Origin of the sequence: Teredinibacter waterburyi (assembly GCF_001922985.1) — a bacterium.
Classification (GTDB): Bacteria; Pseudomonadota; Gammaproteobacteria; order Pseudomonadales; family Cellvibrionaceae; genus Teredinibacter; species Teredinibacter waterburyi.
The window spans coordinates 1-23,726 of sequence record NZ_MRUH01000168.1 but is presented as its reverse complement, the minus strand read 5'-3'; the positions used below and the strand labels follow the sequence as shown (position 1 = coordinate 23,726).

Annotated in this window: 18 protein-coding genes; 7 read left to right on the top strand and 11 right to left on the bottom strand. The window is 45.4% G+C overall.

Features of this window, described 5'->3' with window-relative positions:
• Positions 1-237: 237 nt before the first annotated feature.
• The 4 genes from IDZ20_RS14300 to IDZ20_RS14285 all read right to left on the bottom strand — a co-directional run bounded on the left by IDZ20_RS14300 (position 238) and on the right by IDZ20_RS14285 (position 3,420).
• Entirely contained in the window at positions 238-975 is a 738-nt protein-coding gene (locus IDZ20_RS14300) for a LuxR family transcriptional regulator (RefSeq protein WP_188152127.1), read from the bottom strand.
• A 344-nt stretch (positions 976-1,319) separates the two neighbouring features.
• Positions 1,320-1,829 (bottom strand): DUF1993 family protein, encoded by a 510-nt coding sequence (locus IDZ20_RS14295; RefSeq protein ID WP_188152126.1) that lies wholly within the window; start codon positions 1,827-1,829, stop codon positions 1,320-1,322.
• 7 nt (positions 1,830-1,836) lie between these two features.
• Positions 1,837-2,529: a glutathione S-transferase family protein gene (locus IDZ20_RS14290; RefSeq protein WP_188152125.1), complete on the bottom strand. Its 693-nt coding sequence runs from the start codon at positions 2,527-2,529 to the stop codon at positions 1,837-1,839.
• 30 nt (positions 2,530-2,559) lie between these two features.
• Positions 2,560-3,420, bottom strand: a complete 861-nt coding sequence (locus tag IDZ20_RS14285) for an efflux RND transporter periplasmic adaptor subunit (RefSeq protein WP_188152124.1) — start codon at positions 3,418-3,420, stop codon at positions 2,560-2,562.
• Between the two features lie 566 nt (positions 3,421-3,986).
• Here IDZ20_RS14285 and IDZ20_RS14280 point away from each other — a divergent pair.
• Genes IDZ20_RS14280 through IDZ20_RS14265 form a run of 4 tightly spaced genes read left to right on the top strand, consistent with a single transcriptional unit; the run spans position 3,987 to position 8,404 of the window.
• The gene (locus IDZ20_RS14280) at positions 3,987-5,198 is read left to right on the top strand and encodes a sterol desaturase family protein (protein WP_188152123.1); all 1,212 of its coding nucleotides are present in this window, start codon (positions 3,987-3,989) and stop codon (positions 5,196-5,198) included.
• Between the two features lie 15 nt (positions 5,199-5,213).
• On the top strand, positions 5,214-5,816 hold the full coding sequence (locus IDZ20_RS14275) for an NADPH-dependent FMN reductase (protein WP_188152122.1): 603 nt from the start codon (positions 5,214-5,216) through the stop codon (positions 5,814-5,816).
• A gap of 49 nt (positions 5,817-5,865) precedes the next feature.
• Positions 5,866-7,122: an AGE family epimerase/isomerase gene (locus IDZ20_RS14270; protein ID WP_188152121.1), complete on the top strand. Its 1,257-nt coding sequence runs from the start codon at positions 5,866-5,868 to the stop codon at positions 7,120-7,122.
• 55 nt (positions 7,123-7,177) lie between these two features.
• On the top strand, positions 7,178-8,404 hold the full coding sequence (locus IDZ20_RS14265) for an MFS transporter (RefSeq protein WP_188152120.1): 1,227 nt from the start codon (positions 7,178-7,180) through the stop codon (positions 8,402-8,404).
• Between the two features lie 330 nt (positions 8,405-8,734).
• Here IDZ20_RS14265 and glmS read toward each other — a convergent pair whose 3' ends face one another.
• The 3 genes from glmS to IDZ20_RS14250 all read right to left on the bottom strand — a co-directional run bounded on the left by glmS (position 8,735) and on the right by IDZ20_RS14250 (position 11,882).
• The gene (gene glmS / locus IDZ20_RS14260) at positions 8,735-10,567 is read right to left on the bottom strand and encodes a glutamine--fructose-6-phosphate transaminase (isomerizing) (protein ID WP_188152119.1); all 1,833 of its coding nucleotides are present in this window, start codon (positions 10,565-10,567) and stop codon (positions 8,735-8,737) included.
• A 32-nt stretch (positions 10,568-10,599) separates the two neighbouring features.
• A complete protein-coding gene (locus IDZ20_RS14255) occupies positions 10,600-11,391 on the bottom strand; it encodes a DeoR/GlpR family DNA-binding transcription regulator (RefSeq protein WP_188152118.1) in 792 nt (263 codons plus the stop codon).
• A 152-nt stretch (positions 11,392-11,543) separates the two neighbouring features.
• Positions 11,544-11,882 carry a hypothetical protein gene (locus tag IDZ20_RS14250; RefSeq protein ID WP_188152117.1) on the bottom strand — a complete coding sequence of 113 codons (339 nt, stop codon included), beginning with the start codon at positions 11,880-11,882 and terminating at the stop codon, positions 11,544-11,546.
• On the opposite strand from IDZ20_RS14250, the gene IDZ20_RS14245 reads away from it, so the two are divergent.
• Together IDZ20_RS14245 and IDZ20_RS14240 are read left to right on the top strand one after the other, a co-directional pair.
• Positions 11,863-13,380, top strand: a complete 1,518-nt coding sequence (locus tag IDZ20_RS14245) for a hypothetical protein (protein ID WP_188152116.1) — start codon at positions 11,863-11,865, stop codon at positions 13,378-13,380. The genes IDZ20_RS14250 and IDZ20_RS14245 overlap by 20 nt on opposite strands.
• A gap of 89 nt (positions 13,381-13,469) precedes the next feature.
• Positions 13,470-15,251 (top strand): PhoX family protein, encoded by a 1,782-nt coding sequence (locus tag IDZ20_RS14240; protein ID WP_188152115.1) that lies wholly within the window; start codon positions 13,470-13,472, stop codon positions 15,249-15,251.
• Positions 15,252-15,505: 254 nt separating this feature from the next.
• Here the strand turns inward: IDZ20_RS14240 and IDZ20_RS14235 are convergent, their stop codons facing one another.
• Positions 15,506-17,149: a BACON domain-containing protein gene (locus tag IDZ20_RS14235; RefSeq protein WP_188152114.1), complete on the bottom strand. Its 1,644-nt coding sequence runs from the start codon at positions 17,147-17,149 to the stop codon at positions 15,506-15,508.
• A 511-nt stretch (positions 17,150-17,660) separates the two neighbouring features.
• Here IDZ20_RS14235 and IDZ20_RS14230 point away from each other — a divergent pair.
• Entirely contained in the window at positions 17,661-18,131 is a 471-nt protein-coding gene (locus IDZ20_RS14230; RefSeq protein ID WP_188152113.1) for a FecR family protein, read from the top strand.
• Between the two features lie 20 nt (positions 18,132-18,151).
• Here the strand turns inward: IDZ20_RS14230 and IDZ20_RS14225 are convergent, their stop codons facing one another.
• From IDZ20_RS14225 to IDZ20_RS14215, 3 genes are all read right to left on the bottom strand, one after another.
• Positions 18,152-20,272, bottom strand: a complete 2,121-nt coding sequence (locus IDZ20_RS14225; RefSeq protein WP_245792346.1) for a TonB-dependent receptor plug domain-containing protein — start codon at positions 20,270-20,272, stop codon at positions 18,152-18,154.
• A gap of 198 nt (positions 20,273-20,470) precedes the next feature.
• Entirely contained in the window at positions 20,471-21,844 is a 1,374-nt protein-coding gene (gene glmU / locus IDZ20_RS14220; protein WP_188152112.1) for a bifunctional UDP-N-acetylglucosamine diphosphorylase/glucosamine-1-phosphate N-acetyltransferase GlmU, read from the bottom strand.
• 51 nt (positions 21,845-21,895) lie between these two features.
• Entirely contained in the window at positions 21,896-23,377 is a 1,482-nt protein-coding gene (locus IDZ20_RS14215; RefSeq protein ID WP_188152111.1) for a capsule assembly Wzi family protein, read from the bottom strand.
• Positions 23,378-23,726: the final 349 nt, after the last annotated feature.

The following is a 23,726-nucleotide window of genomic DNA, read 5'->3' as shown; positions in this document are numbered from 1 at the left end:
TTTATTTAATCATAATCCGTCGCAATCAACCAATGCACTGATCAAGAAGAGAGATTGATTATTATAGAGGTTTATATAAGTGTCATACTTTAATAAGACCTTTATTAATCACCATGCTTTAAGCAATATTTAAAAATATAATCAGCTCCGCATAGCTTCTATTTGGCCCCAAAAACTAGAATGCGGCACTAAAAGCATAGGTGGGAGGCTTTATTTTTTTAGTCGACTAACAGGTGATCAGAGGGTCGGTGTTACTAATCCATACAATACAGCTTTCGCAACAGCATGCTGCCTGTTAGACGCTCCCAACTTTTTTATTACAGACGTCAGATGAAAATTAATTGTCCGCTCTGTAATACCAACAATTTGGGACATCTCCCAAGCGGTTTTACCTTCGCATGCCCAAAATACACATTCAAGTTCACGGTCTGTTAGTTGCGCTACTTTCGGATTTTCCTCAACATCTATTCGTAGGTAAGCCTCGAGCAGGTACTGCATGAATGTATGGCTGGCAAACAAAACCGTTTGAAGGTTCTGATCTGAGAAATCGATTTTCGAACTAGCCAGGCTGAAGTAAGCCGTTTGCCCTGATGGTGCACTTGCGGGGACAGATAAGCCAGTAGACAGCCCGTGGTTGGCCGCCAGTGTCATAACCTCGCGCTCTTCATCTGACAGCTGGTTATCAGTGCTATCCAAATCTGTCCAAAGGACGGGCACAATATGAGTAGCGCAATATTTTCGAATAGGATCTAGTTTCATCAACCCCCGCTCATCGTATACATTTAACCAAGCGGGAGGGTAGTTTGTGATCCTTAATACCTTAGGGGTAGAAAAGGACATTGCTTCACAAACGCAGAGCAAGTAATGATCGAAACCCATTTGTTCACAAAAACGCTTGCAGATAGGGTCTAACTCATTGACCCTTCGAACCTTTGAGAGGCGATATCTCAACTCACAAAACAGAGAGTATTCCATTATTTGTCCTAACAGTAGCTTCGCACATTATCGAAAATGGGCGCTCAAAGAAAATACTGCTATATCCTTGCGAACCTCGCATTTGAGAGCGCTGCGGCTAAACGTAATCCATAACTGATCTCGCTATGAATAGTCTAGCGTGAATCAATATAGAGTTAAAACGTAAGCATTAAGCATATCGAGCAAGTCTCTAAATACTATAAAAGCGGGTCAACACATGAACCTCATGTATCGCTTCTACCGTAGCGCCTAGCCTGCTAAACTCGACTGACCGGTCAATTTTGCAGCAATTTATATTGGTCGTCAATTCTCACTTGAGAAACAAAATCAACACTGTATTCAAGCTAATTACTATCGGTAAAGTCAAATCCGAGTGGATATTTGTGATAACCATCGAAATCCGCTTTTCCAATTTCTAAGCCTGACTTCCTCGCAATCGCATAAACTATACAATAGTGGAACATAAAGTTAGGAAAGCTATATGACAAAAAATATTCCATTGGAGTAAATTCTAGATCTGCAAAGCCCGCCGCCGTTTCGATTGTAGTCTCTTCAGAAAACGAAAACTCCTCAGCCGGAATTTCAGCCAAATAGTCGATAGTCTTTGATATTTCATCTAGTAAACTGTTGATACTGCACTCGTCATCGCCAAAATTTACGATATCGCGTCCGGCAATGGGGCAGCATGACCTTAAGGTAAATCCAATGGCAGTTCTAGCTTGTTGTTTTAAGTCGAACATATTATGGATCAGCCGTTCATTCATAACGTCTAATCTATCCATCGACTTTATTTTTAGTAACAATTTTTTTAGCTGACAAAGGTAATGAATATAAAAGGAGGCTGGGTTGATCATCTTATTGTTATCCCACTAGAATTTGTTTTGCAATTTCAATTGTTTCGGTCTTATTTTCTGACAGCGATCCACCGAGTACGCCACAGGGTATTTCGCAACCTCGCTTAACAGCTTTTCGTGCACCTACAAGTCCAAGCCATTTCTGCAGATGCTTAAGACCTAATACGCTTACACCGCTCCACTGATATTGTTTGACCCAAGGGAAAAGCGCGATATCTGCTATGGAATATTCATTAGCAATATAATCTCTACCTGTTAGAGCGCTGTCTAGAGTTTCGAATAATCTCCGAACTTCTGATTCATATCTTTTAATCGCAAACTCTATATTGGTTGCTGCGTAATGCCGAAAAACATTAAGCTGTCCCATCATCGGTCCAACACCCGACATTTGAAACATTAACCATTGTATAACATCTGTTTCCCGAGCTTCGTCTTCAGGTAAAAACTGCCCATACTTCTTAGCTAAGTATAGCAGTATCGCACCCGATTCGAAAACGACTCTAGGGCTGTGCTGGAACTTGGGGGTCCGATCAATTATTACCGGTATCTTCCCATTTGGATTAATTTTTAAAAATTTTTCAGACTTTTGCTCTTTTGATGCAAGATCCACTTCAAACACTCGATATTCAACCTCCAGCTCCTCTAGTAAGGTTGATATTTTGTGTCCATTAGGAGTACCGGCAGTATATAAATCAATCATTATAATTCCTTACAAGAAAACATATTGGAATTAGTTTTTCGCAATAACATCGTTGCTTTCAATATCATCAAACGTTAGATTTGCACTCAATCCTACTTGGGATACCGAATAGATTTCGGAATCAAGAGTTGCTATAAACTTGAATACCACTTGCCCTTCGATTTCCTCACCCAATAATGAAACGCTCTCAACAAGAACGGGAATCCGAGAAGCTGTAAATGCACTAAGTCGAATATAATATGTGTTCCCAGCGCTAAAAGTCCTGATCGCGTCTTCGGTAATATATCCGGTATATATAAGATCATTCATATTTGCGATCTTAGCTAGGCTCGTTCCGGGGTTGAAAACATTAGCGGCTGTAATATAGTCTCCCTCATGTGAAAGCACTTCGATAACTTTACCACCGTGAGTAGCGTACACTATATTGTATTGTTCACTCTTCGATTGCCCGCTCCCTTTCGCAAGAAGGTTGATCTCTAATAGAGCATCATTTACCCTGGATTTTTGAATTTCCATATTCAATCTATATCTTTCTAAATCCGCACTCGATATATGAGAGGACTTCGCCATACTTTTCTGCCTTTCAAAAACATTAGCCGCGTAATCCAACTCCATTCGCGCTATCCTCAGTTTTGATTCTGCCTCGTGCACGGCTAGGTAATCGACAAGAAATTCTATCTTGGCGATCGGGTCGCCTTTTCTAATATCATCTCCTGGCTTAACATATATTTGGCTTATTACGCCGTGGACACTTGATTTTACATCTATAACTGTACGCGGTATTACATGACCGTGGATACTCGGTAGCTGAGGCGTGCTAGTGGCAAACGAACTCATACTTAATGATAAAATAACTAAGGCGTAAAAATAGTGTATTTGAAATGTTCTCATAGCTGTTACCTCGCGTCTTGTTGGTAAAATTATGACAAATGATAAATACATGTAAACCTGTAAAATTTTTCATAGCGATTAGGTCCGTAAGACTCACATAGAAGACGCCATAGACTATGCGGCTATCTCAGTCGCTATAATTTACGCACCGTTAACGCTATATCGACTTAAAATCCTTATCTACATTATTTTTTCTTATATAAACGACATATTTTATGTCCATAAGCGATACGCTCTCCGATTAGACACCAATATTAATAACAGTTGGCTACTGTAAAATTTTACAGTAGCCCGATATTCGCTAAGTTTTTGTGCTGCTCTTCTTACGAGTACTACCTGTTACTTTTTACACTACGATAAGGTGTTGTTTATAAAGACAATTTTTATATTCAATTCGTTATCCGATACTGATAAAAACATTGTTATCAAATATCTTACAGCCCCCTCTTGATGCTTCTGCTAGCTATTAAACCCCGCAACGTTAGCGCTACTATTTTCCCACACGAAGAATCTAACTTAGATTAATTCACAAACTCGAATAGCTTCTTAGTAAGCGGGAGGAAAACTTGAATAATTATTACGCACCAACAAGTACGGGCACTTCAGATACAGAGCGCTTTACGGCGGCTATATCGGCGGTTATCTCAAAAATATGGAGTTTCGATCTCAAGAAAAGCGATGCGAAATTTGGCCGATACCTAGTATATTCAGCAATTGGTATTAGCTTTATATTTTGGCTATTGGGTACAGTTAAAATACAACATATCGGCGATTCTATTTCGTCTAGCAGTATCCTTATTTTTCACATGGTTCCAGAGATACCTTTTGATAACATTAGTCCCAACCTCGTTGGCGCCCTTATTTTGTTATCATTTCTTCGCGTCATTTCTGGCTTTGCCATAGGTATGCTAGATATAAAATACTTTTCTAAAATGACGGGTAAACCATTTGATTGGAAAGGAATGGTTAATATTTCATGCTCGAATATTTTAATCTATATATTTGCGTTATCGTTTTTTTTGCTTACACCTGTATCAACAAATTTTCTAGGGTACTATCATTCCTTTGTAGAACAGATACCGACTCTGCTTAATGTAAACGGCGCTATAGCCGTAGTTGCGGCCTGTATAATCGGTGATCTTTGTTTTTATTGGTCTCATAGGCTCACTCATAACGTTAGAATTCTTTGGAATCTTGGCCACATCAACCACCATCGTCATGAGAATTTAACTCAGTTTCATTTCGCTGCGGAGCCTGATACTTTATTCCTGCGGGCATCTAATATAGCTTATTTGCTCATTCTCCCAATAATAAGCAAGCTGTTTACTACAGACATGTCCGCCGTTGGATGGTCACTTGTTGTCATGATGATTTTGGATATTATCACCGACCCCTCGCATTCTCCGTTTCTTTATTATCTAGAAAATAAATACAAGTGGTTGCGGCTACTAAGAAAAGTATTTGTTACCGCATCGGTACATTACACGCATCACTCTCGGGAAGTAACGCATAATAAAAAAACGGGATGCAACTTTGCTGCTAGATTTACATTTTGGGACAGAATTTTTGGAACCTACGTGGAACCCAGCGAACACCTTCCCGAGACAGGTCTATTTGGCAAGCATACTGACTACTGCAACAACCCTGTTAGATTCCTATTGCTGCCCTATTACCGTTTTTACTTAGAATTAAAGCGAAATAAGCTTCGTTACTGGCTTCCAATTTTATTTGCAACAACACGGTACGCACCTCCAAATAAAGCACGAATAAGTCATTAAAGGGTGGGGTGTATTATGATTAGTTTAATTAGTGGAAGTTCGAGAGCTAATTCTGAGAGTCGACGTTTTGCAGATTACCTATCAAACAGGGTGTTGAAACTTAATCTGGCAAAACAGACAAATATTATAAGCTTAGAGAATAGTCCGATTCCTCTTTGGTCTGAACACGCTTCTTCCTTATCTTCGCCAGACAACTTTCTCGCAAAATCGATGCGGATACTAGAGCAAGCAGAATCTGTTGTTATTGTCGCGCCAGAATGGAATGGATCTACATCGCCTGATTTAAGAAATTTTTTACACTATTGTACGCCAAAGCAACTTGCTCATAAGCCGGCATTGATTGTGGCAATTTCATCTGGACAGGGCGGGGCATACGTTATAGCAGAGCTAAAATCATTTACGAATAAAAATAATTCGCTTGTCTATATTCCGGGGCACATCATCGTTCGCCAGTCGCCTACACTTTGCCTAAATGAAGAAACTGTCTCCGAAGTAAATTCTAAGCTTATACAACGAATTGACCACTCACTAAAAATGCTAGCCATTTACAGTTCTAACATGAACAGTATTAGAGAGACGAATCTGATTGATCTAAATAGGTATAGCTACGGAATGTAGTCTGCCTACTTTAAAAAATACTAATGCATTTCATTAAGAGGAATACAAAATGTACTCAATTATGACAGGAAAACAAGCTGAACTACTTCACGATCTCCGCCGCGATTATAAGTCTCTACCTAAGGATGATATATCGCTATTCAAGAAATCAAGTTTTAGATCAGTACTAAAAAACAATATCGCGCCTTTTTGTCCAAAAAATTCCTATGGCTATAAAAAAGGAACGATTTCAGATAGATTCGATTCCTCCGCAGTTCCTAATTACGATACAGATCTTTCTGTCATTATCATCTCTCGAATTCTCTGGACGTATTCATCTCTATTTAATCAAACCAGTGATAAATCTTATCTCGTTACAGCAGAGCGCGCCTATTGCCAACTAATGGATACTTTCTATGATGTGAATCAGGGCGGGTTTCATATCATGGCAGACTCATCAGGTAAAATTATTGACGGAAGAAAAGACCTCGATGCGCAAGCGCTTTGTATTTATGCATTAAGTGAATTTTATAAAGCTACTCATAGTGATACTGCATTATCTATTGCAATCGACACTTATAGATCCATTGAAAGTGATTCTTTTGACCAGGAGCATAACGGTTACTTTGAAGCGTATACCAACCACTTTGATAACGTTGGTGAGAATAGCCTCCTCACGGGCCAGCGAAATACACCTAAACTGATGAAGACACATATCGGCATCCTTGAAGCATATACGAATCTACTTAGGATTTGGCCTGATCATAACTTGGGTCTAAAACTTAGAAACCTCATCGACTTGATAGTAAATAGAATTCAACGTAACGATGGACACCTCTCTATGCATTTCGACAGACGATGGCAAGTTTTGAGTGGTCACTATTCTTATGGTTATGACTTACAGGCAAGCTGGCTTTTGAGTGAAGCTTGCAAGGTGCTAGGCAACAGGTACATTACAGAAAGCGTGACTCCGCATATTGTGAAAATGGTAAATGCTGGCATCCAAGGGTTCGACCTTGACGGTGGCCTAATGTCAGAAGCAACAGAGGCTCTGGTGATAGATGATAATAAGTATTGGTGGTCGCAGGCCGAAGCCGTTGTTGCCTTAGTCAACGCGTGGCAAATGACTGGTCAGTACCAATATTACCTATTAGCTGAAAAAAATTGGACATTTACTCACGACAAGCTGCTTGATAAGGATGGTTTAGTGTGGTTTGAGTTTGTTAACAGGGCGGGGGAAAAACCAACAGCTTGCGACAAGTCCACCTCTTCGAAATGCCTCCTCCATAACGCAAGATCGATACTCGAACTAGTGAGAAGAATCTAACAGGTTAATTGATCGATACGATGGCCGCTATACCGGTTTTTATGGAGTTAATGCTATGAAATGTTTGTCGAGGTTTTCAAAACAAAGTTTTTCGATTTTCTTATTGTCATTTTTCACTGGAACTCTTTACTCGCAGATCATACCAACACTCACACCCTACTTGCTCCAGAGGTTCGAGGCGGGTGCGTTCGAAATCGGTATTTTTTATACGGTGCTTGCCGTTTTTTCGATTCTGTCTTGCCAGGTATCTGGGCGACTTTCCGACATCAGTCGGAATCGACCCAGATTCGTAATAGTAGGGTTGAGTATTGGGGGATTAGCTTGCCTTGTGCTGGCATTCTCCAGTTCGTTCGCGAGCAGCGTATATTTCGGCGCATCAATTCTTGGAATTTCCGCGCTTGCCGCTCCCCAGATTATGGCTTATGCAAGGGACTACGCTGAAGTTAATTTAAATACAAAAAATATCCCATTATTCAACTCTTACGTTCGTATTTCTTTTGCCTTGTCTTGGGTTGTTGGCCCCCCTGCTGGCTATCTATTACAAGACTTATACGGCGCTATAAACCACTATTTATTTTCTGGGGCCTTACATTTTTTGTTAGCAACATCGGTGGTGGGCCTTATAAAGAAAGTACCTACCACGTACACCTATAAACTAAAGCAAAAGAAAAACTTAGCAATTAATGTTACGCATCAAAAACTAGCAACATATTTTGTTGTTTTCTCAATACTTTTTTCACTAAATCAGATGTATTTAATCGCGCTTCCACAATTTCTAGTAGCGTCACTTAATGTTGAACTAAATCACGCTGGGTTACTTATGGGGATTGCAGCGTTAATAGAAATTCCTGTTATGGTACTAGGTGGAGTACTTGCATCAAAAATGGCAATAGAAAAGCTCATTCAAATTGGGGCGGCCTGCGCGCTAGTTTTCTATTTGGGGTTATATTTTAGTGAGAGCCTTTTGTTTATCTATATTCTCCAAATTTTTAATGGAATTTTTATAGGAATAATTGCCAGCTTAGGTTTGACTTGGTTCCAAGATCAAATGCCGAGTAGGGCGGGGTTTGCGTCATCGCTATTTGGAAATAGTGTTAACACTGGCATCCTAGCAGGAAGTTTAGCTTTTGGTTGGATCGTTTCGCAATGGGGACTTAGAATACTACTTTTAGTGTGCGGGTTAGCGGCCACTTTTTCTCTAGCGATACTGTTATATCAAAATGTAGCTTCAAAGTTAGCACGACGAATTGAGCCGTTAAATTTTTCGCTCGAATATCATTGAGTTTTTAATGTTACCAAAGTTGTTACATCAGGCCACCGAAACACGGCCAATGTGGTAGTTGCTGCTAATACGAACAACGATGAAACTTCCTATTCCCTTAATAGTTTTTTTGAAGGAATGTGAATAGGCTAGTAAACTGGCCGGGTACAATGGTTACTTTACAAAAAGAAAACGCCCCAGCGTCTTTTTCGGTCGATTATAACTTCGCAGCTATGCTAGGCCATTCACACTTCATCAATTTCGTCCCATATAACAAATCAAGCGTATCGATTGAGTAATCTGCGGATTAATTTTTGTCAGTTTACAAATGATACAACTCCTTGTCTTTTACTATTCCACCGTAACACTCTTCGCCAAATTTCGCGGCTGATCAACATCCGTCCCTTTTATTATCGCAACGTAATAGCTGAGCAGTTGCAGCGGCAAGGTGTAGAGTATTGGCGCTAACCAGGGGTGAATATGGGGCAGTGAGATTACCCGCATGGTTTCGTCAGAACTGAAGTGGGCATCGGCATCGGCAAAAACAAATAGAATACCTCCGCGTGCGCGTACTTCTTCGACGTTGGATTTTAGTTTCTCTAAAAGCTCATTGTTGGGTGCTACGACAATGATCGGCATATCCGCATCAATTAACGCCAGCGGGCCGTGTTTTAATTCTCCGGCGGCGTAGGCTTCAGCATGAATATATGAAATTTCTTTTAGCTTTAGGGCGCCTTCCATTGCAATCGGGTATTGATCGCCGCGACCAAGAAATAGGGCGTTGTGTTTATCTGCAAATTCTTCAGCCAAGTCTTCAATGCTTTCAGCAAGCTCTAGAGTTTGCTCTAGTTTGCTCGGTAAACTTTTTAATGCCGTAGTAAGTTCTTGCTGCTTTTCTATACTCATGCCGTTGTACTTACCCAAGGCAAGTACCAACATCGCAAAGCCTACTAGCTGAGTGGTAAATGCTTTAGTTGAGGCAACACCAATTTCTGCGCCGGCGCGGGTCATAAAGGCAAGGTCGGATTCCCGTACCAACGAAGACCCAGCAACATTACAAATGGTTAAGCTGCCTAAATAGCCAAGGCTTTTTGCCAAGCGTAATGCGGCGAGGGTGTCGGCGGTTTCGCCCGATTGGGAAATCGTAATCAGTAGGCTATCCGGTTGGACGTAGGATTTTCGGTAGCGAAATTCTGACGCAATTTCAACGTTACAACTCACCCCGGCAATGCCTTCAAGCCAATAGCGCGCGACCATGCCGGAGTGATAGCTCGTACCACAGGCAACGATTTGTACGTGTTTTACTTTTTGAAATAATTCCGCCGCGCCGTTGCCAAAAGTTTCGTCGAGCACGCTGGTTTCACTCAACCGCCCTTCCAAAGTGTTGTTTACACAATACGGCTGTTCGTGAATTTCTTTTAGCATGTAATGACGATACTGGCCTTTATCACCGGCATCGTAGGTGGCAGTGGACTCGTGAGCTTCGCGTTCAACAGCAGCGCCGTTCTTGTCATAAATGCTGACGGATTTGCGGGTTATTTCAGCAACGTCGCCTTCTTCTAAAAAGATAAATCGACGCGTAACCGGCAGCAGTGCCAACTGATCGGATGCAATAAAGTTTTCGCCGATACCAAGCCCAATCACTAGCGGACTACCCGAGCGCGCGACTATAACGCGGCTTGGGTCGGCACGGTCGAGAATAACGGTTCCGTATGCGCCCTCTAACTGAGTTACCGCGGCCTGCACGGCGGGTAATAAATCTTTATGGGTTAAGAGTTCTTGTTCAACTAAATGGCCAATCACTTCAGTGTCGGTATCTGAATCGAATCTATAACCCGCAGCTTGTAGGCTTTCACGCAGGCTAGCGTGATTTTCGATGATGCCGTTGTGGACCACGGCGATTTTATCTTTCGACATATGCGGGTGGGCATTGCGTTCACTGGGTTCACCGTGAGTAGCCCAACGGGTATGCGCGATACCGGTGCCGCCTTGAATAGGCTCTGCAGCTATTGCGTCGGCTAATTCTTTTACCTTACCCAAGCGACGCACACGGGTCAGTTCGCCCTGTGAATTTACGACCGCCACACCGGCAGAATCGTAGCCGCGGTATTCGAGGCGACGCAGGCCTTCAATTAAAATTTCGGCCACATCTCGCTGCGCTACTGCGCCAACTATTCCGCACATAAATATTCCTTACTTCTTCTGACGGGCTAAAACTAGCCCTTTGCTAATGTTTCTTTTTCCAGCTTGGCGCAGATAACACGTACGCCTTGGGATTGAATTTGATGTTTGATCTCGACGGGTAACTTGTCGTCCGTCACTAGGGTATCGATCTCTTCCCAACCAAGCTCTAGATTGTGAATTTTGCGCCCAAGTTTTTCCGATTCGGCCATGACGATAACCTCGCGCGCCACTTCGGCCATAACGCGACTCAAGGTGTAGAGTTCATTATAGGTAGTAGTTCCGCGAGCCGGGTCGATGCCATCCGCACCTATAAAGAGTTGATCAAAGTTGTAGGCGCGCAATACCTGCTCTGCGAGCTGGCCCTGGAAGGCTTCGGACTGCTGATCCCAAGTGCCGCCGGTCATCAATAAGGTAGGTTCGTTTTCCAGCTCCCGTAGTGCGTTGGCAACTTCGAGGGAATTGGTCATAACGATTAAGCCCTGCTTGTCGCAAAGCTCTGGCAGTAGGCAGGCTGTGGTTTGGCCGCTGTCGACTATGATGCGATTGTGATCGCGAATCAGCCAAGCGGCGGCTTTTGCAATTGCTAACTTTCGTTTCGAAACTTGCTCTTCACCAGTCCCCAAGACCTGTTCGCGTGCCAAAGGCACCGCGCCACCGTATTTTCGCAGCAGTAAGCCATTGGCTTCTAGTGCCGACAAATCCTTACGAATGGTGACTTCTGAGGTGTTATTTTCCTTTGCGAGCAGCTCTACCGAAACTTCACCTTCGGCTTTTAACTTCTCGATAATGGCGCGCCGGCGCTGTTGGGTGTTGCGTTTTTGCACGTATCGAAACTTTTCTTGAGGTTAACTTACGGTTCGAAAGGATTTTAGCCTGATTTCGGCTTTTCGCAAGGTGTTTATCACTAAAATAGGTAAGCGTTCACTTACTAGCTGAAAACTAACTGTCATATTAAGTTCGTAAACTCCACACACTTTTAGGTAACAGGTGTGTGGTAAGTCATGACGAACAAATCGATCTCTGCAAATTTCTTGGGTATGGCTAGGGGCATAGCGATAGGTACGAGTACGGTAATTGCGAGCCTCGTGTTACAAGGCTGCTCTGGGGATTCAACTTCGCCCAGCACTATTGAGCCAACGGCTTCATCCTCTATGGCTCCTAGATCCTCAGTAACTCCTACATCTGCACCAATGCCGACTGCAACTGCAACTGCAACTACCAATGCTGCGCCGAGCGACGACACATCGCCGCCAGCATCAGAACTATTACCGCAAATTGCCAAGTCGCTGCGTACCGTGATTACCAACAAAACCATTACCAATCTGGAAGCGACGGTTCCGCCCCAGTGCTACACCAAAACCGACAGTAAATTTAACCCCTGTTATACCTGCCACCAAATGTACGACCGCAAGGCAGAGGACCGTCTCAATCGTTTAGATGACGGTAGCCTACAGGGCGGTTATATGTTTTCGGATATTGGCGTTAGTAACCATTGGGATAACTTATTTGTTGATCGCACCGCATGGCTGGAACAGGTTTCGGACACGGCTATACAAGAATACGTCGCAACTGAGAATTACAGTTCGCTAGAAGCGCGTTTAGTGGATACCGGCTGGCAGGGGTTTATACCCGATCTCGACAACTATCATTTAGCTGCAGCCGCCTTCGACGATCGCGGCCTAGCGAAAGATGGCAGTTTTTGGGTGGCGTTTAATTACAAGCCTTTCCCCGGTACCTTCTGGCCAACTAACGGCTCCACCGATGATGTGGTGATTCGTTTGCCCGCCGCGTTTCGTGAATTGAATGGCGAGTTTAATCGCGATATTTATTACCTCAACCTCACCCTGATTGAGTTGAATTTAAAGAACGATGCACAAACCACGCTGTGGCCTATCGATGAAAATGCTATCGGTTTTGATATCGATAACAACGGTGTGCTGGAAGTCACCAGTACCGTTACAAAGTCGGCAAACTATGTCGGCGACGCCGCGACTACCACGATTGAATTTCAGCAATTCCCTACCGGTACCGAATTTATGCACTCAGTACGCTATTTGGGTGTTGACGCAGAGCATGTCATTACCATTCCAGAACGCATGAAAGAATTGCGCTATATGAAAAAGGTTGCAACCTTATCGCGGGGTGAGCTTAACGGCCGCTACGACAATGAACGCAAAGAAAAGCTATTAGGTGAGCTACCTAATTTTATTAATCGGCGCGACCTAGGCTTAGACAATGGTTTAGGCTGGTTTGTACAGGGCTTTATCGAAGACTACGACGGCGAGCTGCGTCCGCAATCTTTTGAGGAAACCATGTTTTGCATGGGCTGCCATACCGCCATCGGTACCACTATTGACAGTACCTTTTCGTTTGCGCGCAAACTTTCTGGCGCGGCTAGCTGGGGCTATATTAATTTGCACGGTATGGCCGATGCGCCAAACCGATCGGAATCCGGTGGTGAAATTATTAACTATTTACTACGCTCTGGCGGCGGCAATGAATTTCGTCAGAACCCAGAAATGATTTCAAAATGGTTAAACCGCGACGGCACTGTAAAACCAGCCGCTCATAGCGCCGACGTCTACGAGCTGCTAGCACCGTCGAAACCGCGCGCGCTTAAATTAAACAAAGCCTACACCCATATTGTTCGCCACCAGAATTTTATTGAAGGGCGCGACGCTACTTGGTTGGTGTCTCCGAATATTTTGAGAGCGGTTGACGAAGACATTCCGCCCTTGGCATCGGAGTATCGTTTTTATCAATGGGACATCCGTTTGAATTGGCAAACTAGAAGTGACACACAATTGCCGTAAAACTGTCATGGCGCGTAAATATAACGGCAACACTATCCCTCTACATTTAACGCGGTTTTCTATCGTATAAATCTAGAGGAATAATCCCGATGAACAAGAAACTACTCGCAACAGCTATTTCTATGGCTGTATTTTTAGCCGCATGTAGCGGTGATGATGGCGCAGACGGTACTAATGGTGTTGACGGTACCAATGGAACGAACGGCACTAACGGTGTTGATGGAACAAATGGTACTAACGGTACCGATGGCACTAACGGCACCGATGGAACGAACGGTACTGACGGTACCAACGGCGAAGACTTAACCGCAGCGCCTAAACTCATCCGCTTGGCCACTACACCCTTAGGTGCAGAGCTTACCGGTATGTTTAAAACCGATAACGGCGAGTTCTTTTTCAACATTCAGCACCCAGCGTCTTCTCTGCCTGGTGATGAAGGTTTAGCCGCTGTAGGCGCTTGGGTTGGTGTAGATATAGACAACATTGATGTTCACCAAGCCTCTTTGGCCGTGCCAGCGTCTGATTCTGCCGAAGCACAAACAACACAAGTTGTTGCCGGTAATTATCAAGTTTTGGGCCGCGAAGGCGACACCTTTACTAGCACGCTCTCATTTGGTTTGGGCGCAATTGTTAACGGCGCTGGCGACGCGCTAATCAAGCAAACTAACAACCCTGACTTCAATGCTTACATTCCTAGCAGTGCCGACGGCAGCGCAGGCTACCTATTTACCGCATGGGAAGATCGCCCAGGCGCTATGTCTCGTATCGCACTTACTCGCGATACCGACGGCAGTTGGATAACCGGTGACGCTTTGAACGTAGACTTCAGCGCAGTTAACGGCACCATGATTAACTGTTTTGGTACTGTTTCTCCTTGGGGTACACCACTTACCTCAGAAGAAAACTACGAAGCTGAAAATACGGCTAACTGGAACAACACCGCTTACTCCAGCGGCTACCCAAGTTACGGTGATGTGCAAAATATTGAAGCTTATTTGGGTGGCACATTCCCTAACCCATATGACTACGGTTATATCGTAGAAATTACCGAGCCAACAGCGGCTGCTCCGGTTCCGGTTAAGTTGTTTACTTTGGGTCGCTTTGCTCACGAAAACCCCGTAATCATGCCAGACCAAAAAACCGTTTACCTTACTGATGACGGTTCTAGAAAAGGTTTTTATAAGTTTGTTGCAGATGAAGCAGGTGATTTAACGGCCGGTACACTTTACGCCGCTAAAATTATGCAAGATGCCACTCGCGACGCCGCTAAAGCTGGCTTTAACATCAGCTGGATTGAACTTGCCCATGCAACTAACGCTGAAATTGAAGCCTGGGTTGATAGCTATGATGGTATCGACGAAGCCGATTATGTAGATGGCTCTACTAGCTACATTAGTGATGCCGATGTTGCGGATTGGGCTGCTGGCACAGCTGCTGATAATCGCGTTGCCTTTTTGGAAACTCTACGTGCCGCCGAAGCTAAAGGCGCTACTGTCGAGTTCAATAAGATGGAAGGTATCAACATTAACTACTCTGGCGCTGCTAGTGGAGCGGTTCCGTTCATGTATGTTGCAATGTCTGATGTAACCAGCGCTATGGCTGATACCGCTGGCGATATTCAGGTAGACGCCAATCGTTGCGGTATTGTTTACCGTTTAGGTTTGGATGCAAACTTCAACACTATGCGTATGGACCCTGTTGTTGTCGGCGGCCCTTACGATTCAAGTGCTGCAGAAAACCCTTGTTCGGTTGAAGGTATTTCTAACCCCGATAACATCGCCGTACTTAACGACGGTCGTGTATTAATTGGTGAAGATACTTCAAAGCACAACAACAATATGCTTTGGCTGTACAACCCAATGGCTAAATAAGTATTACAACGAATACTTATTTAAATAAAAACGGGGCTCAATTGAGCCCCGTTTTTTTGTGGCTAATTTAATAATCGAACATAGTAAAGCTTGTTAATGTTTAGTGTTTCTCGCTTCGAGCCCGCGAGGAGTTACAGATAAACGCCAAAAACGCATAAATACATCCCTGTGCGAACTAGAGATCGAAAAATATATAGGGGCCCAATAGCGCCCCTACCTAATCTAACGTTAACCGTCCCGCACCGATCAGATTATTATTTATTCCAGCGAATATTATCCAACTGGAAATGAATACCGCTCATATCGCCGCCTTCCCATGCAGGGAAAATCTGGAAGCCTATTTCGACATTCTCTAAATCTAAACCGCTCGCTTCTAGATCACTAACGTTAAACGAAATATGCGTCCACTCGTTAAGCTGATTAATCGCAAGTGGGTAAGATGCACTTTCGCAGGGCCAGCCACACTCCAATTTGAATTCCAAGCCATTAAGTGTTTGGCCCCAATTCAACACGCGAATATCAAACTCAACTGTACCGCTGCGATACTCGGTTAAATCCATTTTCCCGGAAATACCAGACACAGGGTAAACGCGAAGCATTGCGCGATTAGAAGAATAGTTATATTCCACATCCATCACATTGTTATAGAAGTCATCGCCTAAATCGATTAGCTGCCAATTAATCAAGTAACTGGTATCGCCCGTAAGGTAGTGGTAGTTCGCCTCATCTGGCTGAATTTCCCACGCCGTAAAGCCGTTCCAACCTGTGCTTTCACACTCTAAAAAGATTACCCCAGCATCTTCTAAACAGCTGGCTTCTGGCTCAGCTTCTTCACCTACATGATTGGCATATAACACCAAAATACGAATTGGCTCGTACTGGCCAGCGTCGTCACTCAGGGTTACGTAGGTGCGGTAGTTCACCCAGGCTAAGTTTTCGACATTGCTGTTTAACGCTATTGCAAAGCTATTGATGTCGGTGGTGTTGCCGTTCAATTGAGAAATGGTTAGCCAATCGACATCGCTGCTTACACTCCAACCCAACGCGCCGTAAGATCCCTCGGTTACGGTGATGGTTTGCGACGTCACGCTAAAATCTGGATCGTTATCCGTAACAAGGCTCACGGCGTTATCGTCAATTCTAAATGCCGGTTCGACCACTTGGTAATTAACCGTAACCTCTTTAGCCGCTCCATAGTCGTGAAAAAATAAACCCGTGGTACTGGTATATTCGCCAACCGGTAGCTCGCGAATAATATTGTAGTGCGCTGTTATTTCTTGAGCGTTATCGGAACCTATAGTTTGTTCGATCGTTAACCACTTACTTGAAGATCCATCCCAAGAATAGCCGTAGGTAGACCAAGCGGATGGCGAGGTCATGGTTACGCTTTGCTCGTTGGGTAACGCCGAACCTTGCGCTATTAGAAAATTCAGTTCGTTCTTATCTAGGCTAAATGCCGGAGCCGTTACCGTGTAGGTAACCGCAACCGTTTTTGCGCTGCCGGAATATTCGCTATTACAGTTTGCGTCGCGGCAGGCGCGCACGGTTACGGTTGCCGTGTGTACGCCCACACCAATTTCTTGGGCCGATACAGGGTAGAGATCAATCTCACCGGTCGTACCACTAATGTTATAGGTGTAATCACTAAACATATCGCCGCGACTGAAGGTTACCAAAAGGTATACATCCGAATCGGCGTTAGTTAACGAGCCGCTTATGGTTTGTGTTGGTGGATACCATTCATTGATATCCGCGCTGAAATTTAGCGTGCTGGTAGCGAGTGTAAAGGCACCGCTGCCTCCGCCACCACCGCCAGTCGTGACACCCGTAGAACCACCGCCGCCACAGGCGGTTATTAAGCTTATTAACGCGCCAATTACGGCTACCCTGATAGTCATAAAGTGCTGTTCCTTATTGTTTGTTGTTAATTTAAGATGAAGATCTTTTGCTCTCAGAGCCAAAGCGCATACCTTTGATACGCTGTTTTACCTACAAAGACACCCCACTAAAGCTTCACCTCCATAAAATGTCTAAACTTTTTCCTGCACCCAACCTTATAAGCCAGCGAGAGCATAGGCGGGTTGATCTATCCACAATTTGGCGCGAATACTATCAACTTCCTTTGTTGCTGAATATCGGACTTTAGTTTTAGCCTTGAACTAAGCCACTACCTATCCCTCGCATGGCGTTTTAACGCAGGCTATTATTGGCATGACGAACGTCGTAACGGGGTGCGATATACCGCCGAACTAGGTTCGCGGTTAAATGTGGTTGGTGCGGTAGCATTTATGTCGGCGGAAATTGTGTCTGGTGTTTACGCTGGGAACCGCCCAGCAATGGCTCCAGCGTCCACCGCAAGTCTGTTCGCCCATGTCAACTTGAGCAGCTCTTTAGGCCCTTAATGGTGAGGTGAAGTATGTCGGTAAGCGTTACGCCGACTATGGCAAGGCTTTTTATCTTGACTGGTATTCCAGCTACAACCTTGGCGCCCAGTATCAATTTAATTTGTTGGAGGCCAAGCCACTGTTGCGTGTCTCAGTTAAGAATCTTTTTGATACGGATTATTACACCGCCATAGTGGGTGATGTGCGAGTGTTGGGAACCCGCTTTGTGGTGAAGTATATTGGCAACGACGTATTGGTTACAGTAGAAGAGGGGCGAGTCATGCTACTAGATCAATCATCGAACGCTGTGGTGGCGGAACTCAATCGCTATTTCCCCGAAGATATTCGTTTGGCAACAACAAGCAAAACGCCACCACAGATTACCGCTGTTATAAAACTTACCGATCTTGCTTCGACCGTTGCATCTCTTGAAGCCGCTTTAAATTTAGACGCGTACTACGATGCTGAAAATAATGTGGTGCTTCAACAAAAGTAGCGCGCGCTTAGGCCATTTTTTTACCAGGTATAATCCAAACGAAGGTAAATATTGCGGCCGTATCCGGCCAAGCGCTCGCCCACGGGTATATCGCTATTCATAACTCGGTTATAACCCGAAAGGTGATTCTGATAATTTTTATCCAAAACATTATCGATTCCTAAACCTAGCTGCAGCGCAGCGGTTGGCTTAAAGTAACTTTGAATATTAAGCAAGCTGTAGCCACTGCTGGCAAGTTCGCCCTGAGTATTGGACACCTTGTTTTGCGCGGCATAATTTTCGGTTTCGACCGCAACACCCCAGTTCGTTTTATCGTAATTTAAACCAAGGCGAAGGTTTACCGGCGCAATGCGGTATAGGTTATCGTCTATGTCGTCACGCTTACCAACAACATAATTGAGCACACCATTTAAGCTTAACTGTTGGCTAAAGCCATAGCTAAAGTCCATATCCGCACCGTAAAAAATCGCATCCACATTATTAAATTCTAGCGGAGCATAGGGCGACATCCCCATCATATTAACGAACATTACCGCCGCCATATTGGTGCTTTCGGTTCCCTGAATATAGTCACTGACTTTGCGATAAAAAATGCGCGGTGCGGCACTGAAGTTTCCCGCCTCGTAGTCAACACCCATTTCAATTTCGCGAGACACTTCCGGCTTAAGTTCGATATTACCGGTATAGGTTCGACCATCGGCTAAACCGGCGGTCGCTTCTAACGGCAACCATAGGTAACGCTCTTGGTAGGAGGGTGATCGGGATTTTTGTGCAATACCGCCGTACCAAGTTGTAGAGTCGTTGAAGCGCTTGCGCAATTTTGCGGTCGCATCGAGATTGGTATCGGTTTGTTCGCGGTCGGCGTTATTAAAATTGTCACGCAAGGTCGCGGCGCCAGCCATCATCATTGCTGGAGTGCCGTTTATCTCGTCCGCATCCATGGCAACTCGGTTTAGCCGCAGACCCCATTCGCTGTCTAGGCTATCGTTAAAACTATATTCGTATTCGGCAAACACACCGGTAACGCTGCGGCTGGCATCGTTAAAATTGTTAACGAAAAACATAGCGTTATTGGGATTATCAATATTTGAATTATGCAGTTCGCTGTGGTGATCAAAACCCCAGTGGATCTTGCCGGTTTTTGCGTGCAGTTTTACGCCGCGATTTTCACCCGTGGCAATATTGCGACGCCACATTGCGTCGCTCATGGGTGCCGAACGGAGATGATAGTTCGTCATCCCATGTTCAATATCACTGCCGTAAAGTTTCGCTTTAATATGGGTGCTGCCACTTTCGTAGTGGTAGGACACCGCCGCAATATCCGAGTCGATATAATCGATATCCATTGGTAGGGCAGGCGTGCCGGACTCGCCAGTTTTGTTGCGGCCAAAATCGAAACTTATTTGGTGGTCGTTGTGCTTAAACGCATAACCTAAATCAAAGCGTTCGCGCTGATATTCAGACGGCGTAACCTCGCCGTCGGCAAAACTGGCATCGTCTCCAGCTTCGCTAAGTAGCGCGAGCTTAATTTTGTGGCTGTTGTTTGCCAGCACCGCCGCACCACTCAACTGGTTACCACTATTCACGCTTTGTGCGCCGGCACGTACTTGGCCTTCGCTTGCGAATTTTTCACTAGCGCCGAATTCACCCGCCCAAGTATGCGCGTGAATAGCACCACCAATTGTTTCTTGCCCGGCGCTAACGGGCGCGATACCGCGAAACACTTCTAGGGATTCTAAGTGACCGGCGGGCGCATAGGACAGTGGCGGGTCCATCCAGTTCGGCCCGCCGGCACTCAAAGCTTGGCCGTTAACGCTGACATCGACCCGCGCACCGTACATGCCGCGCAGCTGGGCAATACCGGTAAGCGGGCCGTTGCTATTAAAGTTCGCACCTGGCGCTTTGCGCAACAGTGCCGCCGAATCTGCGGTCACTTCTATGGTGTCTTTCAAGGCAATAATGCGGCTATCTTTATGTCCGGTAACTAGGGTTTCTTCTAGGCTTGAGGGGGCTTCTCTTGCGGTATTGCTCGAGGTATTGCTCGGTGAGGTACTGGCGGAAGTATGGGGCTGGTTGTCGGCAAGTACCGCAGGCGCGGCATAGAGTAGCGACATGCAGCCAATAAGGCTTAACTTCTTCATTAGAGTCGTCCAATTTTAATCGTTGATCGTTATTCTAATGAACTCGCATGAATTTACCCTGTGACATATGGTCGCAGCCAGCGTTTCCCAGTTCGTGTTTTACTCGATGCGACAGGTGTAAAGCGGCTGCAAAACCACGCTATAAGCCGGTTTGATACTGCTGTTTTAGTCGGCTTACCGCAGGTTACGGCGGCTACTCTATTTTTTGCTCGGGGGGTTTTTCACTGGTCGACGCCAGTTGTCGATATTGCGCTGTTTTGCGCGCGCAACCACGAGCTGATGATCTTTACTGCTTTGCGTAACGGTTGAACCCGCGCCAATCGTCGAACCTTTAGCAACCGTAACCGGCGCAACCAATGCCGTATTCGAGCCGACAAATACATCGTCTTCAATTGTGGTTTGATGTTTATTCACGCCATCGTAATTACAGGTGATAGTGCCAGCACCAATATTCACGCCTTTACCAACAACCGCATCGCCCACGTAGCTTAGGTGGTTTACCTTGCTGCCCGCGCCAATGTGAACCTTTTTGGTTTCCACAAAATTGCCAATTTTTGCACCCAAGGCCAGCTCGGTGCCGGGGCGCAAGCGTGCGAAGGGGCCGATATCAGAACCGCCGGCAATAGTTGAATCCTCAATTATCGTATTGGCTTTTATATCGGTGTTATCGCCGATTTTCGCGTTTTTTATGCTGCAATTAGCACCGATAGTGACATTATTGCCAAGTGTAACGTCACCTTCAAAAATACAATTAATATCGATAACACAGTCGGAACCCGCGGTTAAGGTACCACGACAGTCAAACCGCGCGGGGTCTAACAGGGTTACGCCTGCAGTTAACAGTGCTTCGGCTTGCTCGCGTTGATAGATTCGCTCTAACTGCGCCTGTTGAATTCGATCGTTCACACCCATCACCTCGGCTTCGCTGCGCGGTTGCGCGGTTTTAACTTCAATGCCCGCCGCGCAAGCCATGGCGATAATATCAGTTAAATAGTATTCACCTTGTGCATTGCTATTACTGAGCTGCGGTAACCATGCCAACAAATGTTTTCCCTTTACCGCCATAACGCCGGTATTTACCTCTTGAATAGCTAACTGTTCGAGGCCGGCATCTTTTTGTTCAACAATGGCGGTAACCTGCTCGTTGGCATCGCGCAGAATACGGCCATAACCGCTTGGCTCTGCAAGGTTAACCGTAAGCAGTCCCATACTTTCGCTGCTAACCAACATCAACAAATTACTAAGGGTTTCGGTTTTGGTAAGCGGCACGTCGCCGTACAAAATCAACACACTCGCTTCGGGCTGAATATGCGGCAATACCTGCTGTACTGCATGGCCTGTACCCAACTGCTCAGTTTGCGCAACAAACGCCGCACCGCTATTGGCAAGGGCTTGTTCCACTTGCTCAGCGCCGTGGCCGGTAACGATATAGGTGCTAGCAGCACCCAAATCTGTGGCGCGATCTAAAACACGCTGAACAAACGGCTTGGCGGCGAGGGTATGCAACACTTTTGGTGTGTTGCTACGCATGCGCGTGCCTTTACCGGCGGCGAGAATAATAATTTGAAGCATTGATAAACCTTAACTGCGAATTAGGTGTAATTAAACTTTTGTTAGCTGCGCTTAGCGCCAACTATAACCGACGCTAATATGGAAAAAGTCGTCGTTTAACGGCGTGGTGCCCATAAACGCGCTGTAGCTAATATTACCGCTGCGGCGCAAATGGGTGAGGCTTAAGCTTAGGTCATAGGCGCGATCATAGGTGGGGGCGCCCTGTTGCTCGTATTTACCTTTGTAATGGAATTGATACACCGAGCCCTTAGCTTCCAGTTGGTAGCGGTTGTGGATTTTACGGGTATAGCGCGAACTCACTACTGCGCCACCGATGCCGTCGCCCTGATTTTTTTCTTCGCCCCACCAGTGCCCCATGATCTCGCCGTCGTTGCGATAACCTTCTTCGTATAAATGGTGAGAGTACCAAGCGTTGTCCATTGAGGTGGCTTCAATTAATAAGGTGCTGCGATCACTTAGCTGCGGGAAGAACACGCCAAGATTACGCGCTAAGTTACCCAGCTTCATATTGCTGTGGCTGTTGGCGTCTTCGGCGGAGACTTCTATATAGACGCTCATCGGCATGCCCCAGGTAAAATCTACTTTACTGGTAATCGCGGCCTGTTGGTTGCCGGTTTCTTTGGTGCAGTCTTGTAGCTTGGAATCACCACCGCAGTTGTCACCATCCATTGGGTTTAAAAATGCCTTCCAAATTTGGGTGTTGGTAATCTGGCGTTCACCGCCGCCAAACATCATGGTGCGCGAGCCGCCGAGCGTCCAGTTAGGTAAAAACTGCGCGGTGATATGCGTGGTTAAAAAGCCGGGGCGACCAGAGGAGCGAGTGTCCTCAAGGCGAATGCCGTCCATCTCTTCCAGCTTGCCGTAGCTTAGATCATAGCGAATATTCCACTTCGAAATCGGCCGCGGGCTAGAAAGGCTTACCCGCGCGACTGGCTTTGCTTGGGTCGACAATAGCATTGCGCTTTCTTGGTAGGGTGACAGCCACACTTCTTTGTAGCCAAGGTCGAGCTGCGCATATTCAGAACTTAGTGAAAGGTAGGTGTTGTGGGGAATAAAATTACCTTCCGTGGAAACCGTGCCGCCAAAGTTAAAGGTAATGTTTTCGCCCAAGCTGGCGAAGCTGTTCAAGTGTGCCCGAGCAAAGGTGTCGGCATTAATGCCGCGGCTGTTGGGCAGCACTTTTGTGTCGCTATTGCTGTAGGCCAAACCCACAGAAGCTTGGGTTACGCCATAGTTCGCTTGGTAGCGTTTTAGGTAATCTGAAATCTCGCGGTAGAGCCCAGGATGAGATTCACGTATTTTCGGCAGGTAGCGGCGAATGGTGGCGATGTTGTAGGGCTTACTAATCGCGGGCATTTTGCTGAGGCTTACCAGCTGTTCTAACTTTAATTCGATAATGGGATCGGTTTTTAACGGCAGGTAGTGATTGTTTGCGCCACTGGCCACGGCCGCTAGGGCGAAGCATTGCAAAGACATTACTACGGCGGCAGAAAGACCATATTTCGCCAATTTTGCTACAAGCAGCTGTTTCATTATTCCCCATTCTCTTGTGTGTTTCCGTGGCGCCAAGTTAACGGCTAGGCGATGGTGTTGCAAGTCTATTTCTGGTTGGTAATTTTGCACAGAAGGCGGGGCACTAGCACACGGATAATTGACCCCAAAGTTGTAATCTACTCGATGTGATTCTGGTGTTTTTTTCGACAGCGCGAATGTTTGGTACCACTGCTGCACATTAAACACAGATCAACAGGATGCATGGACTTTATCTCACAATCGAAGGATTTGATTATGACTATTCGAATAGACGACGTCATTATTGACGATAACGCAACAAAGGCCGCAATGAGCGGCACTAGCGGAAACTTACGGCTTGGCGGCAGCG

Coding starts and splice junctions, on each gene's coding strand:
- IDZ20_RS14300 (WP_188152127.1), bottom strand. CDS start 975: ATGGAATACTCTCTGTTTTGTGAGTTGAGATATCGCCTCTCAAAGGTT.
- IDZ20_RS14295 (WP_188152126.1), bottom strand. CDS start 1,829: ATGATCAACCCAGCCTCCTTTTATATTCATTACCTTTGTCAGCTAAAA.
- IDZ20_RS14290 (WP_188152125.1), bottom strand. CDS start 2,529: ATGATTGATTTATATACTGCCGGTACTCCTAATGGACACAAAATATCA.
- IDZ20_RS14285 (WP_188152124.1), bottom strand. CDS start 3,420: ATGAGAACATTTCAAATACACTATTTTTACGCCTTAGTTATTTTATCA.
- IDZ20_RS14275 (WP_188152122.1), top strand. CDS start 5,214: ATGATTAGTTTAATTAGTGGAAGTTCGAGAGCTAATTCTGAGAGTCGA.
- IDZ20_RS14270 (WP_188152121.1), top strand. CDS start 5,866: ATGTACTCAATTATGACAGGAAAACAAGCTGAACTACTTCACGATCTC.
- IDZ20_RS14265 (WP_188152120.1), top strand. CDS start 7,178: ATGAAATGTTTGTCGAGGTTTTCAAAACAAAGTTTTTCGATTTTCTTA.
- glmS (WP_188152119.1), bottom strand. CDS start 10,567: ATGTGCGGAATAGTTGGCGCAGTAGCGCAGCGAGATGTGGCCGAAATT.
- IDZ20_RS14250 (WP_188152117.1), bottom strand. CDS start 11,882: ATGGTTTTGTTGGTAATCACGGTACGCAGCGACTTGGCAATTTGCGGT.
- IDZ20_RS14240 (WP_188152115.1), top strand. CDS start 13,470: ATGAACAAGAAACTACTCGCAACAGCTATTTCTATGGCTGTATTTTTA.
- IDZ20_RS14235 (WP_188152114.1), bottom strand. CDS start 17,149: ATGACTATCAGGGTAGCCGTAATTGGCGCGTTAATAAGCTTAATAACC.
- IDZ20_RS14225 (WP_245792346.1), bottom strand. CDS start 20,272: ATGAAGAAGTTAAGCCTTATTGGCTGCATGTCGCTACTCTATGCCGCG.
- glmU (WP_188152112.1), bottom strand. CDS start 21,844: ATGCTTCAAATTATTATTCTCGCCGCCGGTAAAGGCACGCGCATGCGT.
- IDZ20_RS14215 (WP_188152111.1), bottom strand. CDS start 23,377: ATGAAACAGCTGCTTGTAGCAAAATTGGCGAAATATGGTCTTTCTGCC.